This window comes from Mesorhizobium sp. WSM4820 (assembly GCF_055811075.1).
Map to the genome: position 1 here is coordinate 1 of NZ_JBVVQN010000010.1, position 16,236 is coordinate 16,236.

17 protein-coding genes are annotated in these 16,236 nt (G+C 62.8%); 9 read left to right on the plus strand and 8 right to left on the minus strand.

Annotated features, from left to right (window positions below; translation table 11 throughout):
- From AC0L2R_RS17125 to AC0L2R_RS17135, 3 genes are all read left to right on the plus strand, one after another.
- A partial coding sequence (locus AC0L2R_RS17125; RefSeq protein ID WP_473510374.1) for a phosphoketolase family protein occupies positions 1-576 on the plus strand: 576 nt, incomplete at its 5' end.
- On the plus strand, positions 576-1,748 hold the full coding sequence (locus AC0L2R_RS17130; RefSeq protein WP_473510376.1) for an acetate/propionate family kinase: 1,173 nt from the start codon (positions 576-578) through the stop codon (positions 1,746-1,748). The genes AC0L2R_RS17125 and AC0L2R_RS17130, both read left to right, overlap by 1 nt.
- Positions 1,749-1,855: 107 nt before the next feature.
- The gene (locus AC0L2R_RS17135) at positions 1,856-2,191 is read left to right on the plus strand and encodes a hypothetical protein (protein ID WP_473510378.1); all 336 of its coding nucleotides are present in this window, start codon (positions 1,856-1,858) and stop codon (positions 2,189-2,191) included.
- 180 nt (positions 2,192-2,371) lie between these two features.
- Here the strand turns inward: AC0L2R_RS17135 and pdxR are convergent, their stop codons facing one another.
- Entirely contained in the window at positions 2,372-3,862 is a 1,491-nt protein-coding gene (gene pdxR, locus AC0L2R_RS17140) for a MocR-like pyridoxine biosynthesis transcription factor PdxR (protein ID WP_473510380.1), read from the minus strand.
- Between the two features lie 170 nt (positions 3,863-4,032).
- Between pdxR and AC0L2R_RS17145 the strand changes: the two genes are divergently transcribed.
- Genes AC0L2R_RS17145 through AC0L2R_RS17155 form a run of 3 tightly spaced genes read left to right on the plus strand, consistent with a single transcriptional unit; the run spans position 4,033 to position 6,262 of the window.
- On the plus strand, positions 4,033-4,665 hold the full coding sequence (locus tag AC0L2R_RS17145; protein WP_287173977.1) for a LysE family translocator: 633 nt from the start codon (positions 4,033-4,035) through the stop codon (positions 4,663-4,665).
- A gap of 12 nt (positions 4,666-4,677) precedes the next feature.
- Complete coding sequence (locus AC0L2R_RS17150) at positions 4,678-5,607, plus strand: dihydrodipicolinate synthase family protein (protein ID WP_473510382.1); 930 nt, start codon at positions 4,678-4,680, stop codon at positions 5,605-5,607.
- A gap of 13 nt (positions 5,608-5,620) precedes the next feature.
- Positions 5,621-6,262 (plus strand): LysE family translocator, encoded by a 642-nt coding sequence (locus AC0L2R_RS17155; protein WP_473510383.1) that lies wholly within the window; start codon positions 5,621-5,623, stop codon positions 6,260-6,262.
- 110 nt (positions 6,263-6,372) lie between these two features.
- Here AC0L2R_RS17155 and AC0L2R_RS17160 read toward each other — a convergent pair whose 3' ends face one another.
- The 6 genes from AC0L2R_RS17160 to AC0L2R_RS17185 form a co-directional block, all read right to left on the minus strand.
- On the minus strand, positions 6,373-6,984 hold the full coding sequence (locus tag AC0L2R_RS17160) for a LysE family translocator (protein WP_473510385.1): 612 nt from the start codon (positions 6,982-6,984) through the stop codon (positions 6,373-6,375).
- Positions 6,985-7,004: 20 nt separating this feature from the next.
- Positions 7,005-7,235, minus strand: a complete 231-nt coding sequence (locus AC0L2R_RS17165) for a hypothetical protein (protein WP_473510387.1) — start codon at positions 7,233-7,235, stop codon at positions 7,005-7,007.
- 66 nt (positions 7,236-7,301) lie between these two features.
- A complete protein-coding gene (locus AC0L2R_RS17170) occupies positions 7,302-8,384 on the minus strand; it encodes a methyltransferase (RefSeq protein ID WP_473510388.1) in 1,083 nt (360 codons plus the stop codon).
- A gap of 215 nt (positions 8,385-8,599) precedes the next feature.
- On the minus strand, positions 8,600-9,277 hold the full coding sequence (locus AC0L2R_RS17175) for a DUF6064 family protein (protein ID WP_473510390.1): 678 nt from the start codon (positions 9,275-9,277) through the stop codon (positions 8,600-8,602).
- 81 nt (positions 9,278-9,358) lie between these two features.
- Positions 9,359-10,216 (minus strand): aldo/keto reductase, encoded by an 858-nt coding sequence (locus AC0L2R_RS17180; protein ID WP_473510673.1) that lies wholly within the window; start codon positions 10,214-10,216, stop codon positions 9,359-9,361.
- 272 nt (positions 10,217-10,488) lie between these two features.
- Positions 10,489-10,989, minus strand: a complete 501-nt coding sequence (locus AC0L2R_RS17185) for a hypothetical protein (protein WP_473510392.1) — start codon at positions 10,987-10,989, stop codon at positions 10,489-10,491.
- Between the two features lie 238 nt (positions 10,990-11,227).
- Between AC0L2R_RS17185 and AC0L2R_RS17190 the strand changes: the two genes are divergently transcribed.
- Together AC0L2R_RS17190 and AC0L2R_RS17195 are read left to right on the plus strand one after the other, a co-directional pair.
- Positions 11,228-12,073, plus strand: coding sequence for an alpha/beta hydrolase (locus AC0L2R_RS17190; protein WP_473510393.1), 846 nt, complete (start codon positions 11,228-11,230; stop codon positions 12,071-12,073).
- Positions 12,074-12,101: 28 nt separating this feature from the next.
- Positions 12,102-13,688 (plus strand): ABC transporter substrate-binding protein, encoded by a 1,587-nt coding sequence (locus AC0L2R_RS17195; RefSeq protein ID WP_473510395.1) that lies wholly within the window; start codon positions 12,102-12,104, stop codon positions 13,686-13,688.
- Positions 13,689-13,825: 137 nt separating this feature from the next.
- On the opposite strand, the gene AC0L2R_RS17200 is transcribed toward AC0L2R_RS17195, so the two are convergent.
- Complete coding sequence (locus tag AC0L2R_RS17200) at positions 13,826-14,017, minus strand: hypothetical protein (RefSeq protein ID WP_473510397.1); 192 nt, start codon at positions 14,015-14,017, stop codon at positions 13,826-13,828.
- Positions 14,018-14,209: 192 nt separating this feature from the next.
- Between AC0L2R_RS17200 and AC0L2R_RS17205 the strand changes: the two genes are divergently transcribed.
- Positions 14,210-16,141 (plus strand): adenylate/guanylate cyclase domain-containing protein, encoded by a 1,932-nt coding sequence (locus AC0L2R_RS17205; protein WP_473510398.1) that lies wholly within the window; start codon positions 14,210-14,212, stop codon positions 16,139-16,141.
- The last annotated feature ends 95 nt before the right edge of the window (positions 16,142-16,236 follow it).

Genomic DNA, 16,236 nt, shown 5'->3' on the forward strand with positions numbered 1-16,236 from the left:
ATCTGGGGGTGGGCCGGGACGGTTGCGGAGCGCGAGGATCCGGATGTGGTCATGGCCTGCGCCGGCGACGTGCCGACACTGGAGACGCTCGCGGCCGCCGATATTCTGCGTTCGGCGCTTCCTGACCTGAAGGTTCGCGTCGTCAACGTGGTCGACCTGATGACGCTGCAGTCGAATTCAGAGCATCCGCATGGCTTGGCGGACGAGGATTTCGACGCGCTGTTCACGAAGGCCAGGCCGGTCATCTTCGCCTATCATGGCTATCCCTATCTCATCCACCGCCTGACCTACCGACGCGCCAACCATGACAACATGCACGTGCACGGCTTTCGTGAGGAAGGCACCACGACGACGCCGTTCGACATGGTCGTGCTCAATGAGCTCGACCGCTACCACCTGGCGCTCGCCGCGATCGAACGCGTGCCTGGGCTCGCCGAACGGGCGAAAGACCTTGCCGCCGAACTTCACGGGAAGCTTGCCGAACACAAGGCCTATGTTCGCAAGCACGGCGAAGACATGCCCGAGATCCAGGAGTGGAACTGGCCCGAGAACAGCGCGGCGAAGGCTGGCGATTGATGCGACAGGCAATTCTGGCACTGAACGCCGGCTCCTCCAGCATCAAGTTCGGACTATACGATCTGGAACCCTCCGCCGAACTGCAGCTTGTCTCGCGTGGCACGCTGGATCTGGGCGATGCGCCGAGGCTCAGCGCGAAAGCGGCCGACGGAACAGTGCAGTGTGATCGGCGGCTTGCCGCAGACGCACGCGATACGGGCATCGGCGACTTGCTGCGCTGGATCGAGAGCGAACTTGGCGGCAGGAAACTGGTCTGCGCCGGTCACCGCATCGTGCATGGTGGGCGCGAGTTCGTCGAACCCGTCCGCCTGACGCCGGTCGTGATCGAGGCCCTGGACAGGCTGACGCCGCTTGCGCCGCTGCACCAGCCCCGCAGTCTCGCGCCGATCCGCACACTTGCGGCGCTGCGGCCGGATCTGCCGCAGGTCGGCTGCTTCGACACAGCCTTCCATCAGACGATCGATCCGATCGTCAGCCGCTTCGCGCTGCCGCGCAAATACGATGCGGACGGAATCCGCCGCTACGGGTTTCACGGACTTTCCTACGAGTACATCGCCGGGCGGCTCAAGGCGATGTCGCCGGCGCTTGCAGCGAAGCGGACGATCGTCGCCCATCTCGGCAACGGGGCGAGCCTGTGCGCCATGCGCGACGGGAGAAGCTTCGACACGACGATGGGCTTTTCCGCGCTCGACGGGCTGGTCATGGGCACGCGTTGCGGCGCCATCGATCCGGGCGTGCTTTTGTACTTCGTCCTGGAACGAGGCATCGCCGGAGAGGCTCTGCAGCATATGCTCTATGAGCAATCCGGGCTGCTTGGAATATCCGGCATCTCGGGCGACATGCGCACGCTGGAAGCGAGCGACGGCCCCCACGCCCGCGAAGCGGTAGAGCTTTTTGCCTTCAGGGCGGCACGGGAAGCTGCCGCGCTCGCCAACACGCTGGGCGGCCTCGAATGCCTGGTGTTCACCGCCGGCATCGGCGAGCGCTCGGCGCCGGTCCGCAAGGCAATATGCGAAAGGCTTGATTGGCTTGGCGTGGCGATCGACGAGCCATCCAATGCCGCCCATGCCGGGATCATAAGCCGACCCGACAGCAAGGTCGAAATACGCGTCGTCGCGACCGACGAGGAGAGCATCATTGCCCGCCACGCGCGGGTGCAAGGGGATGCTTGATAACGCAATCAGCGGCGCGTTTTCTGGGGCAAGGAACCCTGCGCGTCCGCGACCGTTTCCGCTATCTGATGACCTTGGGGGATATGATTACCAAAGGGAGAAATCCAATGGCGGAGACCACCAATATGGCAGGCACCTCAAAGGCGGCAAACGACGCGCAGGAAGTGATGAAGAAACAGATCGCCGAGCTTCGTCGCGAAATCGCCAAAATAAACCGGACCCTTTCCGACCGTGCCGAGGAGGCACAGGGCTGGTACGAGAGCGCCGCCGAACGAGCCTCGCGCGCAGCCCGGCAATTGCGTAGCCAGGCACACACCGTGACCGAAACCGTCCAGCAGAATCCAGGCACGATCTCTACGGCGATGATGCTTGGCGGCGTGCTCGGCGTTCTCTTGGGAATTGTGATTGCAAAGAGCTCCGAGCCTGAACGGCGGTGGTTCTAGGGCATTTTGCAGCCAAAAATCTTGGTTTGGCGTCCGACAAAATGCGTAAAACAAGGAGTTAGAGCGCGGTTTTAGTCCACCAAAACGCAAAGCGCTCTAGCGGCAGATCACCACCCGCGCGATGCCGAGGCTGCCTTCGGGGTCGCGCGCGCCTGTTCCCTCAGGCAGGCCGTAAAGCACCTACGATACGTCGCCGCTGCCTGTTGCCTCCTCGTAAGCGCGTCGAAGGAGCTTTAGTCCTCTGTGGATCTGGCTCTCGGTCAGACTTGCGTATCCCATCACCAGGCCGAGGCAGCTGCGATCCAATGTCTGGTCGAAATAATGCGGCGATATGGAATAGATGCCGACCCCAAGCGAGGCGGCTTTCTCGATGAATGATGTCGCCATGGAGGGCGGCGTGTCGTGAAACCAGACGACGACGTGCAGACCGGCCTCTGCGCCTTCGACCCGAACAAGATCGCGGAATTCCGCCTGCAGAGCGTCGAGGAGCGCTGCACGTCGGCGGGCATTTTGACGCCGGGCCTTGCGCACGTGGCTTTCGTAGGCGCCGGATTCCAGCAGGGTCGCAAGCGCCTCCTGTTCGAGGCTGGGGGCATGCCTGTCCGTCAGCCGCTTGGCATGGGCAAAAACCTCCTGCAACTCACGCGGAACGACGACGTAGCCGATCCGCAGCAACGGCGACAGTGTCTTCGAGACCGTTCCGATATAGATGACGTTCGACGCGCCTCCCAGCGCGCGAAGCGGCGGTATCGGGTTCATGTCGAAACGATATTCGCTGTCGTAGTCGTCCTCGACGATGTAGGCCCTCTTCTCTTTCGCCCATCCTAGCAGTTGCTGGCGTCGCCCCATCGACATGACGCTTCCCAGGGGAAACTGATGTGAAGGCGTGACGTAAGCCAGCCGCGCGTCAACATCCGCCAACAAGTCCGCCCTGATGCCTTCGGCGTCGACCTCCACCGGGGCGGCGATGGCTCCTGTCATCTCGAAGACGCTCCGTGCCATCGGGTAGCAGGGCTCTTCGATGGCGAAGCCGTCGCCCTCATCGAGAAGCAGGCGGGCGCAGAGATCCAGTCCCTGCTGAGAACCGTTGACGACGACGATCTCGCTCACCTCGCAGCGGATGCTGCGCGCTCGCCATAGATAGCCCTGCAGGGCGGCACGCAGGCGGGTCAAGCCACAGGGGTCGCCATAGGACAGCTTGAGCGGCCGTCCCAGCGCAGCATCGTTCATGGCCTTTCGCCAGGCAAGGGTCGGGAAGTCAGAGGCCGACATGTCGCCGTAGCGGAAGTCGGCGACGAGCTTCTCCGACGCAACCCGCATCGGGATGGCTCGGGATCGAAGCCTTTCTCCGAAAGCGGAGAGGCTGTGTGGCTCTGCGGCTGTATCAACGAGGTTTCCCGGCTCGCTGTGCGCGACCTTGATGGCCACCCGTGGCCGAGCGCCATGTCGAATGACCACGAAGCCCTCGGCGGCGAGCTGTTCGTAAGCGGACGTCACAGTCGTTCGCGAGACGCCAAGCTCGACCGCCAGTGCACGAGCCGACGGAAGCACGTCTCCGCGGCCGTAGACCTCCGCCACGATCTGTTCCCGCAGGTTCTCATAGATCCCGCGCGCGCCCAATCCCGACGACGAACTTCCCGACGACGAATTCTGCTTGCGGGACTGGACCATTCGCGATTACCCAAATGAAGACGTTTCGTTGATCCAGACATTACCGGGAAAATCAGCCAGGCAAAGGCCCGAGGCCAACTGGACCAGCGCTTTTTATTCAAAACTGGTTCTAGGTCAGGGCCAGTTGTGCTTGTATTGATGAGGCCAGATTGCACCTCCTGGGAAGTAAAATGCTGGCCGAGTTCCACCAATTCATCATCGTCTTTACCGCCTACGTCATCGCTGCCGGCAGTCCCGGGCCGAGCAATATGCGCATCATGGCCGTCGCCATGAACGACGGCCGCGGGGCCGCGCTGGCAATCGCATCTGGCGTCGTCAGTGGCTCGATCTTTTGGGGCCTGATGGCGGCGTCAGGTGTTTCGGCGATCCTCAGTCGATACGCGCACGCACTTGTGGTCCTGCAGCTGCTCGGCGGCCTGTATCTTCTCTATCTCGCCTTCAAGGCGGGCAAGGCTGCGCTTTCTTCAGACAAGGATCAGCTTCGCCCGACCAACGAACGGAAGGCGACGGCGGCCACTCTCTACCAGCGCGGACTGCTAATGCATCTCACCAATCCGAAATCGATCCTGGCATGGATCGCGCTGATGACGCTGGGACTCGGGCCCGGGTCGTCGTCGCATACGGTTCTGGTGATCCTCGCGGGCTGCGCGGTGCTGAGCGTCACCATCTTCTGCGGCTACGCGATCGTCTTTTCGACCGCTCCCATGATCGCCCTGTATCGGCGGGCGCGGCGCTGGATCGAAGGCACGCTGGCGGTATTCTTCGGATTTGCCGGGCTAAAGCTTCTCCTGACCCGCATCTGAAAAGGTTCCTTCATGTCACTCTTCCAAGGCCTTTCAGCATTCCCGATCACCCCGGCGGACGCTTCCGGCAGGCTCGACACCGCCGCCCTCGCGCGCCTTCTGAAGAACATCGAGGAGGCGAGAGCGGACTCCATCGGACTGCTCGGCAGTACCGGCGCCTACGCTTTCCTCACGCGACAAGAGCGTCGACGGGCGGTCGAAACGGCAATGGACACGGTCGGCGGCAAAATCCCGGTTATTGTCGGCGTCGGAGCGATCCGGACCAGCGATGCGGTGGACCTTGCCCGTGACGCGAAGGCTGCGGGCGCCGACGGCCTGCTGCTCGCTCCGGTTTCCTATACGCCGCTTGTCGACGACGAGGTCTTCGAACACTTCACCGCAGTCGCCGACGCGGGGCAACTCCCGCTTTGCATCTACAACAATCCCGGCACGACCAGGTTCACCTTCAGTCTGGACCTCATTTCCCGCTTGTCGAAGGTGGTCAACATCGAAGCCGTGAAGATGCCTTTGCCGTCCGGTGGTGACTTCGCGTCCGAACTTGCCTCCCTCCGGTCTGCGACCGGGTCGGCATTCAGGATCGGCTACAGCGGCGACTGGGGCGGCGCGCCTGCGCTGCTCGCCGGGAGCGACGCCTGGTATTCCGTCGTCGCAGGACTTCTGCCGTCACCGGCCCTGGCCCTGACGCGAGCGGCGCAAGCCGGGGACGCTGCGGCCGTCGAGCGACTTGACGCCGCCTTCGGACCGCTTTGGGCGCTGTTCAAGGAATTCGGCAGTTTCAGGGTGATGTATGTCCTCGCCAGTCTTCTGAACCTGTGCGACGTCGATCCGCCACGCCCCGTCCTCCCGCTGAAGGACCAGGCAGGGCAGCGCGTCGCCGCCGCTCTCGACCATCTCGATGCGGTTTCTCCGCTGGTTATATGCAAGCTCGATAGACAGTCTTAATCAGGACATTTCCATGCTGGATTCCAACGCCTTCACAGTCTACCTGTTCACGGCATTCCTGCTGGCGATTACCCCGGGTCCGGGGATTTTTTATGTCGCCGCCCGAACCCTTTCCGGCGGTCGCTCGGAAGGAATCGCTTCGAGCCTTGGCAATGGTCTCGGCGGGCTGTTTCATGTCGTGGCCGGCAGCCTTGGCGTCTCGGCGATCGTGCTGGCAAGCGCCGAATTGTTCACGGCACTCAAGGTGGTCGGCGCGCTCTATCTGGTCTGGATGGGATACCGAACCATTCGCCATGCCAGGCTCGACTACAAGTCGCTGGGTCATTCGGAGCCGCCCGTCGGCACGATGCGGGCCTTCAGGGATGGCGTTCTTGTCGAAGTGATGAACCCGAAGACGGCCGCATTCTTCCTCGCCTTCATTCCCCAGTTTGTCGATACATCGTCGGATCACGTCGTTCTGCAGTTCCTGATCCTCGGCGCCGTCTCGGTTGCCCTCAACACGCTCGCCGATATTGTCGTGGCGTTTGCAGCCGGAAGGCTTCGCGATGGCGCGGCGTCGCGTGGGAATCTCGTTCGCCGTCTTCGTGAAGGCTCGGGCGGTGCCATGATCATGCTTGGATGTGGGCTGCTGCTGGCAAAGCGCCCGGTTGCCTGAGCTTGTGAGAAGGAGCAAAAATGCATGACGACCGCTCGCCTTGTACCTGCGATGACGGCCGGCCGCGCTGCCGCCGAACGTGGCGACATTGGTCACCGTTCGGTGCGATTTCACATGAGTCTGAGGACGGTGATGACTGCGATTGAGAGATAGACTGCGGCGCTGCCCAGATTTGCAAACCTGCCGACCTGTGCACAGCCGACCGGCAGCCGGAGGCGCGCGACTGTGAAGACGCAAGCCGAGGCGGTGACCGAGCGCAAGCAAACATACATCGCGCTAAGCAAGGCTATTTGCATAGAGACCGAATGATCCGGATCCACGAATTGTGGAAAGAAGGCGGCATAGAACAGAAGGGCTGCGGGATTTGCAAAGGCCATCGTCAGCCCATCGAGGACCGGCGGACGAGCGCGAGACAAATTCGGAGAGCGCGAAAGCCGACGGCGGAGGCGCAACGCGCCCGCAGCGAGCCAGATGAGATAAAGAGCTCCGGCCAGCGAAAGCCATCGCAACAGCACTGGCAAGAGCTCACCGGAAAGTGACAGGCCGACGAACATTGCCCCGAGCAGACACACCTCTCCGAACGCTACGCCAATCGCGGTCGAGAAACCGGCCATCGCCCCGTGCCGCAGCGTATTATAGGTAATGATCACCATGATCGGGCCGGGCGTGATGAGAATCAAAAGTGTTGCGGCCGAGAATTGGGCAAGACTGTTCCAGTCCATCTTATCGCTTTCGAATTCGCTTACCTCATCGACATCAGGTTCGTGACTAGACCCGCCTTGACCTCAAGCACAGGCGCGGGTGCCTCGGCATGACCGATGTCCCGCAACCGATCGGGGGTCAAATCAGCGATTGCCCGACGTCTTGAGACGGTCCGTTGCCAGGTCTTGAGAGCCGCGATTGCGGTTGCTGTGGTTTTCAGCACAAGTTCAAGCAGACGGTGACGATCGATGCGATTTTGCGTGTGAGCCATTTCGGCCTCCATCATCATGTCGGCAGGGTTGAACTGCAGGGCGCCTATTCCACTGCGCTTCGCGCCTTACGGCTTGCGGCCGATCACGGCGCCGTTCGCGCCGGGTGCCTCGAACCAGACCGTCTCGATGTCCCGGAATCCGGCTTCCTCGAGCCACGCCGAATATTCGGCCGGCGTGTAGTTTCGCCCTTCCGTCTCGATCAGCATGTTGAGGCTCATCAGCGCCGCCGGCGCCGGTCCGGTCTTTTCGTCATTGACGAGAAGCTCGCTGATGACGACTGCGCCGCCGCTCGGCAAAGCCCCGAACGACCGGCGCAGCAGGGCGCGGTTCTTCGCCTCGTCCCAATCGTGCAGGATCATCGACAGGAGATGCAAATCGTGACCCCCGGGAAGCTGCTCGAAGAAGTTGCCGCCTGCGGTCTCGATCCGGTCGGTCAAGCCGGCCTCGGCGATCTTTCCCGCGGCGATCGCGGCGACATGCGGCAAGTCGAACACGGTCGCACGCAGCGCCCCATATTGTTTGCAAAGCTCGATGTCGTACGCGCCCGATCCGCCGCCGATGTCGAGGAGGCGGCGGAAATGTCCGAAATCCATCGCTTCGCCGAGCTTGCGCGCGGTCATCGTGGAGACCGAATGCATCGCCTCCCAGAACAGCGCCAGCATCATCGGATCTTCGCCGTCAAACACCGAGGATTGCACCGCCGGGTCCCACGTCGTCGGCCGGTTCGTGCGCAGCGCCTCGGTCAGTCTGCCCCAACCGGGATAGAGCCGCTTGTCGAGCATCTGCACAAAGCCGCCGAAGTAATACGGTTTTCCGCGCACGAGATAGGTTTCGCTTAACGGCGTGTTGCGATAGCGGCCGCCGGTTTTCTCCAGGAGCCCGAGTGCAGCGCAGCCGGTCAACAGCATCTCGGCCGGGCGTTGATGCAGGCTGAGCGCTTCGGCCAGCTCGGCAACCGTGGTGCCGGCGCCGCCCGCAAGGCGGCTGAAGAGGTCCAGCTCATGCGCAGCCGCCAAGGTCTTGAAGGCCCAGAAACCGGTCGACAGCGCCATCAGCGGGACGGCGGAAGGAAGTTCCGGCGTGGCGGCAATCGGTTGGACGGTTGCATCTTTGGCCGGAGGCGCTGTCCGCGAAAGTTGATTGGCCATGATTACCTCTCTTTCAGAGCAAGTCACATCCGCAACCGGCTGGCGCAACCGGCTGGCTTGTGACAATCCACGCGGCGAGCGTGTGGCTGCGGTCTGCTGAAGTGCGAACCTGGCGGTACGGCGTTACGCGACGATTTCAGAAGGAGAAAATTCTGTTACATCTGAAACTTGTATTTATCTGGCCGGAGCCGGCTGATTTCTTGATCGTGCCGGCATCACCGGGCGATGCGGCGCAGGGTCAAGGCAGCTAAAATGGTGGCCGCTGCCAGAAGCGGCAGCCAGGCTTGCGGATCGCCCATGGCATGCAGCGTCAGGCCGCTGAGCAGCAGCCACAGCAGCGGGATCGCCAACAGCAGCGGCACAAGCCCGCCGCTCGCGGCAAGCAGGACGCCGAGCGCTGCGATCGCCGTCGGGTCCGGCGCGATGCCGAAGACCTCGGCACTCGCCCATGGCCGCCCGAAGAGCGGCGGCAGCAGGGGATAGACGACGAGGGCAGCGACCGCGATCAGCAGCCCGAGCCGCCCTGCGATGTCCCGCCGGTCAAAGGCGAGGCCGCCGCGCGCACCGCCGATCACCAGCAGCAGCGCCTGCAGGCCGAAGGCCGGCGCGACATAGGCGATCGCCCAGTTGATCGCGGCATAGCGGCTCCACAGCAAGGACCAGCCGACGAAGGCAAAGAGCGCGGCGAGGACGAGCGCAATCCACAGATCATGGCGACGCGGCTGCCTAAGCACGAGCAAGACAATGGCGAGGCCGGCGGCGAGCGTCAGGAGATGCAGCGGCCAGAACGCGGCATTGGCCAACTCGAACATGCGCCAATAGACGCGCGGCGAGAAGAGCAGGAAATCCTCCAGCCGGTAGGTCCACCATTCCGACATCCAAGCAGGTTCCACAAAAGCCTCCCACGGTTTTGCGACAAGAGCCTGCGACAAACAACAGAATCCACGCAGGCATTCCAGCCCACGAATGCCTGCTTAGAGGTCCCGGACGTAGGCCGCCATCCGCTCGCGCATGGCCGTGTCGGGGAGGGGTCCGGTCGCTGCCAACAGGTTCTCGCGCACGTGGTCGACGCGGGTGGTGGCGGGGATGGCGACGGTGACGGCGGGATGCGAAACGATGAATTTCAGTATGAACTGCGCCCAGGTCGCGGCACCGATCCCGGCCGCCCAGTCCGGTAGCGTCTCGCCCTGGAGCTGACGCGTCAGCGCGCCTTGCCGAAACGGCCGGTTGACGATGACAGCCATGCCGCGCTCGGCCGCCAGCGGCAGCAGCCGTTGCTGCGCTTCGCGGTCGACGACGTTATAGGTGAGCTGCACGAAGTCGAGCGGATGCGCGCGCATGATCTGTTCGAACAAATCGTGCCGCCGTCCTTCGGACGTCGTGATGCCGACATAGCGGATCCGCCCGTCCGCCTTCATGGCGAACAGGGTTTCGAGATGCGTCTCCCAGGCGACGAGGTTGTGGACCTGCACGAGATCGAAGCGCGGGACACCCCAGAAGCGGCGCGACTGCTCGATCTGCGCGGGCCCGTCGGCGGCGGAGGAGGTCCAGACCTTCTCGGCGGAAAACAGCGCTTCGGGCCGGCCGAGCTTTTCGAGGCCATAGCCGATCACGGGCTGCGAGGAGCCGTACATGGGCGAGGAATCGATCATGCGGCCGCCTGCCGCAAAGAAGGCCGCCATCACCTCGGCGCACTCGTCGCGCAGCACCGGATCGTCGCCGACATTGAAGGTGATCCAGGTGCCCAGGCCGACAGCGGGAAGCATTTCTCCCGAGGAGGGCACGGCGCGCATCGCCGGCGCGGGCGGCGCGCCGGGTGCGGCTGCCGGCATCACCAGAGCCGCTCCGGAAGCGGCGGCAGTCTTCACGAACGTCCTGCGGGTGATGATCATCGTCTGCCATCCCTGTCCTTTCGACCTCTTGTACTCCCGACCCCAAGAATGGTTCCGGCCGACCGGCTTTCCGCAAGGCCGATCGGCGGGAGCCGGCGGTCGTCTCTGGCAACGGTTCGGATATGGAACGTCTGCCTGAAACAGGAACGAATGCTGCAGGGCCTGGGTTGCGCCAGCCAGCCCGATTAGCTGGAGCCAGATTACCTGGCCGGTTACCTGGGGCTGGCTCCTGTCCTGACTTGATGGCGCCGGCGGGCATAGGCCACGCAGCCGTCTACCGTGCTGACGCAGAGCGCATCGCGGTGGTTCGGCGTGTTGTTGTCGCCGGCGTAGGCAACCTCGGCAACACGGCCGTCGACCATTCGGATTTGCGTGTTGCAATAGCCGCCGGGATCGACATTGAGCGATCCTCCAACCGTCGGGATCGCGCCCACGGCCAAGGTTGGAATCACCACGTTGAGATTGCCGCGTTGAACGGTACGCTGATAGGTCCAGATCTGGCCTCCCGCCGCATCAGCGGTGGCAGTCGGAAAGCCGGCGCACATTCGAACGTCCGCCTCGCTGAGACCGACCATCTCCTTGCGGGCTGCCGACGTTGTGGCGTCTTCCTTCGGGAGGTTCGACGTGTCGTCAGGGGCGACGCAGGAGGACACGATCGAACTGCCGGCCAGGAGAACAAGAGGGACAAGCTTGCGGATGCGGGAAAATATCATGTGACCGCGAAGTTAGGCGAGCAGACAACCGAGTCAACCTGCACAACTTCACGATGTCGTTGGTCGTGCCGCTCGGCTGGACTTGACGCGCGACGGCCCGGATAGCTTCTCATGCTTGCCCGATGATGTCAGGCGTTACGCGATGTAAAATACGTACTTTCCTGACGATGTGGATAAACAAATGCTTTTCAGTCACACAAAATGATGAAACAATGAGATTGAGATCAGGGAAAATTCGATGCGCAACGTCAGCGGACATGGCAAGCGCCTGTCCTATTACGATTTCGGGCACACGACGGTGTACGCCTCCCGCTTCGACCAGCGCTTCCCCTATTGCGCCTATGTCCCCGACGACTATGACGAGGACAGCGACAAGACCTATCCGCTGGCGGTGATCGTGCATGGCACCGAGCGAGGCATGCTCGCCTACCGGGACGCCTTCGCCGACTTCGCCGAACAGAACGGCGTGATCGTGCTCGCCCCGCTGTTCCCGGCGAATGTCTGTTTTCCGGGCGATCTTTCCTCTTACAAGATGCTGCGCCAGGGCGACCTGCATTACGATGCCGTGCTGCTCGACATGGTCGAGGAGATGCGCGAGCGCTATCGCATCAGTGGCGACCGCGTGCTGATGTACGGCTTCTCCGGCGGCGGCCATTTCACCCATCGTTTCCTGTTCCTCCATCCCGAACGTCTGCTGGCGGCATCGATCGGTGCGCCGGGCGTCGTGACCCTGCTCGACTTCGATCACGATTTCTGGGTCGGGGTGCGCGACTTCGAGAAAGTGTTCGGCAAGGCCATCGACATCGACGCCATGCGCAAGGTCGCCGTGCAGATGGTGATCGGTGGTGACGATCTCCAAACCTGGGAGATCACCATCAAACCGGAGGATGACTGGTGGATGCCCGGCGCCGATCTCGCCGGCGCGACCCGCAACGACCGGATCAGATCGTTGAAGGGCAGCCTGGAGAGACATGGCGTCGAGGTGCAGTTGGATGTCGTGCCTGGCATCGCTCACAACGACTGCGCGCTCATCGCCAAGGTCAAGGAGTTCTTTGCGCGGACATTGAATGCGGCGCCCGCCTGAAAAACTGCGGTCAAACTGGAGATAAAAAATGGGAACAGGATTGATGATGGGAAGACGATTGTTCCAGGTGCTGGCGACAATCGCGGTGATGATTTGTGCACTGCCGGCGATGGCGCAGGAGCAGCCGAAAACCGGCGGCACGCTCAAGGTCCGCATCAACGCAGACATCCGCGCCACCGACGGTCTTAATCGCGACGCAAACACCGACACTGTGCTGCACCATATCTTTGAGACGCTGGTGGCTTATCGCGCCGATCTCACGGTGGGCCCGGCATTGGCCGAATCCTGGACAGTATCGGACGACGGCAAGACCTATGCCTTCACGTTGCGCGACGGCGCGGTTTTCCACAATGGCGACGCCGTGACCTCGTCCGACGTCAAATGGAACTGGGACCGCCGCATGGACCCGGCCAATCAGTGGTTCTGCATTCCCTTCTTCGACGGCAGCCAGGGCCTCAAGGTCGAGCAAGTGGCGACGCCTGATCCACGCACCGTGGTCTTCACGCTCAAGGCACCGAATGCGCTCTTTCTGGCGCAACTCGCCAGTGTCCAATGCAATGGCTGGGTCGCCAGCCCGAAGAATGTCGGCGCCGACGGCAAGTGGCTCGCCGATTCCGCCATCGGCAGCGGCCCGTTCGCGCTGAAGGAATGGGTCAAGGGCCAGTATTTGGCGCTCGAGCGCTTTGCCGACTACAAGCCGGTGAAGGAGGCACCGAGCGGCTTTGCCGGCAGCCGTGAGGCCTATGTTGACGAGGTGCGCTTCATGGTCATCCCTGACACGGCGGCGGCGGAAACCGCGCTGTTTGCCGGCGAGCTCGATGTCCTGCCCGATCTTGAATCATCGCGTGCCGAGGAAGCCAAGTCGCGCGGCATGACGGTGCTGTCGACGCAAGGCCTGTCGTGGACGGTGATCTTGCTGCAGACCAAGGACCCGCTGCTGTCGAACGTCAAAATACGCGAGGCGCTGGCGCATGCCGCCGACATCAACCAGATCGCCGCCGCCAGCACCAGCGGTGCCGCCACGGGAGGTCCGTCGGCCGTCGCCCAGGCGAGCTCGTTCTTCGACGACGACTTCCTCAAATGGCCGGAATACGACCCGGCCAAGGCCAAGGCCCTGCTGGACGAAGCCGGTTACAAGGGCGAGCCGATCAAGATTCAGACCAACACCCGCTATCAGGGCATGTACGAGAACGCCGTGCTGCTGCAGGCGATGCTGACGGCTGCGGGCTTCAACGCCCAGCTCGAAGTGCTGGATTGGGCGGCACAGCTCGACAACTACCTTGTCGGCAAATTCCAGATCCAGTCCTTTGGCTATTCGGCTCGTCTCGATCCGTCGCTGATGTATGGCGTCATCCTTGGCGACAAGGCGACCGACCCGACGGCGCAGTGGGACAGCAAGGAGGCCCTCGATCTCTACACGAAGTCGATGGCCACGACCGACGCCGGGCAACGCAAGGCACTGTTCAAGCAACTCCATGCACTCATGGCAAAGGATGTGCCGATCCTTGGCCTCTATTACGAGCCGTCCCTCGATGCCGTGTCGCCGAAAGTAAAGGGCTATTCGGTATGGCCCGCGGCAAACCCCCATGTATGGGGTGTCTGGAAAAGCGAATAGGCCGGCGCTTCTCCTGTCACCGAAAGATCGGAGGCGTATTGCCCTCCGATCTTTCGTTTGAAGGTACCTGGTGGTGAAAACCTGACGGTTGGTACCCGCCGCGTCGGTCTCTTCGCCGTGTTGAACGCAGTGCTCGATCAGAATCGGGTGGAAGAACGGCGTGAACGCGGTGTTGACCGCACAGGCCGCTTCTGCCGGTCCTCGACCTTGAGTTCGCCCGCCTCGGTCCCCACGCGAATGATCGGCTCAAAGATCGTCACCATTCGCTCGATATGCGACTTGATGATCGCCCGGTTCTCCTGCATGGCGGCGACGATCATGTGGTGCATGCGCCTTTCCGGGAGTTGACACTCTCGACACTGCGCGAGAAAGGGGCGCATCTTCGAGGAACACCCCTATGAGGATCGGAATCATCGGCGCTGGAAACATCGGCGCCACATTGGTGCGAATGCTTCGGCGCGTCCTCTCCTTAAAGCCGTCACCGGGCTTGCAATGCCGTGGCGCATTATGACGTTGGCTGCATGAGTACGTCCGCACAACCAGTGCGTCTGGTCCGCCCCGAAAAGAAGCGGCGTCGCATACCCATTGCAGTCATCATGGCGATGAGTTTCGGCAGCCTCGTGTTCCTGTCGGTCGGCGGCGTGCTCGCATTGTCGGTCGGCGCCAATTTTCGCAACACGTTCGACCTGCTCGGCGCGAAATCAACGCTTCTTATCGATGCGATGGAGGACTCGCTGCGCGCCGAGATGGGAGACGCCGAGAACGCGGTGAACGGCATCGCGCAGCTCTATGCCCAGGGCCAGTTCCAGATGGACGACGAGGCGATGTCTGCAGCCGTTGCCGGTGCTCTGGCTGCCGCTTCGGGGGTCGAGGCGATGCTGATCTGCACCCCAGACCTGGTCTGCCGCGGCGCCGCGCGCTCCATAGATAACAACGTTGCAACGGGCGCGATCGAGCATTTTCCGGCCGAGCCCGAGAAGTCGCCTCAAGTCCGCGCCGCCCTCGAGCAACGCCGACGGGTCGGCGGCCGGCAGTGGGGGGCGTTCGTGGCCAACGAGTTCGGCCTGTACGCGCATGTCTCCGTGCCGCTGGCACGTGATGGCGTGACGCAGGCCTGGGTGATCGCGGCGGTCGAATTGCAGAAACTGTCCGATATCACGCGGGAGCTGTCATCGCGATTTGGCACGCATGCCTTCATTCTCGATGGCGAAGATCGCGTGCTCGCCGACCAAAGGCTGGCCGATCCCGACGGTCTGAAGAATGGCGTCCTGCCGCTGACGCCGCTGGCCACGTATGGCGATCCAGTATTGGCCGCATATAGCTCGCGCAAGGTAGAACGGGAGTTCGACACGCGCCACGCCCGCGACATAGAAATCGCCGAGATCCGCGTTGATGACCGAGACGATCCTACCTCATGGGAAGGAGAGAACACTTACATCGCCATCACCCGCAAGATCACCGGCTACGGCGATAAGCCCTGGACGATCGGCGGGTATTTCGAAAGCAGTCAGATCAGTGATGAGATCGAGCGCGTCATGGGGTCAGCTCTGCTCGGTCTTGGCGCGATGGCGGTGGCGGTCATCGTCGCGATTCTTCTCGGCAAGCGCCTGTCGCGCCCGATCCAGGCGATTGCCGGCCAGGCCACGCGCGTCGCCGATTTCGATCTCGACGGCGTGACCCCCCTGCCGCGCAGCAGGGTGCTGGAGTTGGACAACCAGGCTTCGGCCTTCAATGCCATGCTGATCGGTCTGCGTGCATTCTCGACCTATATTCCGCGCTCGCTGGTGGCCAAGCTGGTGCGCACCGGAGAGATCGGCATCGCCGAACCGCGCGAAGCGGTCGTCACCGTCATGTTCACCGACATCGCCGGCTTCACCACGCTGTCGGAGCAGATGGACGCCGCCGCCGCGGCCAGGCTGCTGAACCACCACTTCGCGATCCTGTGCGGCGCGGTCGATGCACATGGCGGTACTGTCGACAAGTTCCTGGGCGACGGCATGCTGGCGTTCTTCGGCGCGCCGGATCGTCTGAAGGGCCATGCCGCCGCGGCCGTCCGCGCAGCCGCGGCCATCCGCGAGGAGCTGGACAAGGACAATCTGGAAGCGGCTGGCGAAGGCCGGCCTCCGCTTCATGTCCGCATCGGCATCCACACGGGCTCCGTCATCGTCGGCAATATCGGCGCATCCGACCGCGTCAACTATACGATCGTCGGCGACACCGTGAACGTCAGCCAGCGGCTGCAGGACCTCGGCAAGCAGCTCGAACCGGGCGCCACCGCCGCAATCGCCATTTCCGGCGAGACCGCGTCGCGGCTCGACGAAGGGTTCGAAAGGATCCCGGCGGGCAAGCACCGGCTGCGCGGCCGCGGCGAGGCGACGGAGGTCTTCCAGCTTGGCAAAGTCGCGACGTCAGCATCGCCCCCTATGGACGTTCACCGCGCCCAAGCGGGCTGAGTAACATGCCACTTCCATGCCGCTGATCGGCGGCTTGAAGAAGCCGACGGCCTTGGGAATGACTGGAGCCGGGTCACCTAGCGCCGTAGCTGATT

What these genes read in the sequence shown, in the direction of transcription:
- AC0L2R_RS17190 (WP_473510393.1), top strand. Translation starts at nt 11,228, where the DNA reads ATGCGCAACGTCAGCGGACATGGCAAGCGCCTGTCCTATTACGATTTC.
- pdxR (WP_473510380.1), bottom strand. Translation starts at nt 3,862, where the DNA reads ATGGTCCAGTCCCGCAAGCAGAATTCGTCGTCGGGAAGTTCGTCGTCG.
- AC0L2R_RS17135 (WP_473510378.1), top strand. Translation starts at nt 1,856, where the DNA reads ATGGCGGAGACCACCAATATGGCAGGCACCTCAAAGGCGGCAAACGAC.
- AC0L2R_RS17170 (WP_473510388.1), bottom strand. Translation starts at nt 8,384, where the DNA reads ATGGCCAATCAACTTTCGCGGACAGCGCCTCCGGCCAAAGATGCAACC.
- AC0L2R_RS17150 (WP_473510382.1), top strand. Translation starts at nt 4,678, where the DNA reads ATGTCACTCTTCCAAGGCCTTTCAGCATTCCCGATCACCCCGGCGGAC.
- AC0L2R_RS17200 (WP_473510397.1), bottom strand. Translation starts at nt 14,017, where the DNA reads ATGCACCACATGATCGTCGCCGCCATGCAGGAGAACCGGGCGATCATC.
- AC0L2R_RS17205 (WP_473510398.1), top strand. Translation starts at nt 14,210, where the DNA reads ATGAGTACGTCCGCACAACCAGTGCGTCTGGTCCGCCCCGAAAAGAAG.
- AC0L2R_RS17185 (WP_473510392.1), bottom strand. Translation starts at nt 10,989, where the DNA reads ATGATATTTTCCCGCATCCGCAAGCTTGTCCCTCTTGTTCTCCTGGCC.
- AC0L2R_RS17165 (WP_473510387.1), bottom strand. Translation starts at nt 7,235, where the DNA reads ATGGCTCACACGCAAAATCGCATCGATCGTCACCGTCTGCTTGAACTT.
- AC0L2R_RS17155 (WP_473510383.1), top strand. Translation starts at nt 5,621, where the DNA reads ATGCTGGATTCCAACGCCTTCACAGTCTACCTGTTCACGGCATTCCTG.
- AC0L2R_RS17195 (WP_473510395.1), top strand. Translation starts at nt 12,102, where the DNA reads ATGGGAACAGGATTGATGATGGGAAGACGATTGTTCCAGGTGCTGGCG.
- AC0L2R_RS17145 (WP_287173977.1), top strand. Translation starts at nt 4,033, where the DNA reads ATGCTGGCCGAGTTCCACCAATTCATCATCGTCTTTACCGCCTACGTC.
- AC0L2R_RS17130 (WP_473510376.1), top strand. Translation starts at nt 576, where the DNA reads ATGCGACAGGCAATTCTGGCACTGAACGCCGGCTCCTCCAGCATCAAG.
- AC0L2R_RS17160 (WP_473510385.1), bottom strand. Translation starts at nt 6,984, where the DNA reads ATGGACTGGAACAGTCTTGCCCAATTCTCGGCCGCAACACTTTTGATT.
- AC0L2R_RS17180 (WP_473510673.1), bottom strand. Translation starts at nt 10,216, where the DNA reads ATGCCGGCAGCCGCACCCGGCGCGCCGCCCGCGCCGGCGATGCGCGCC.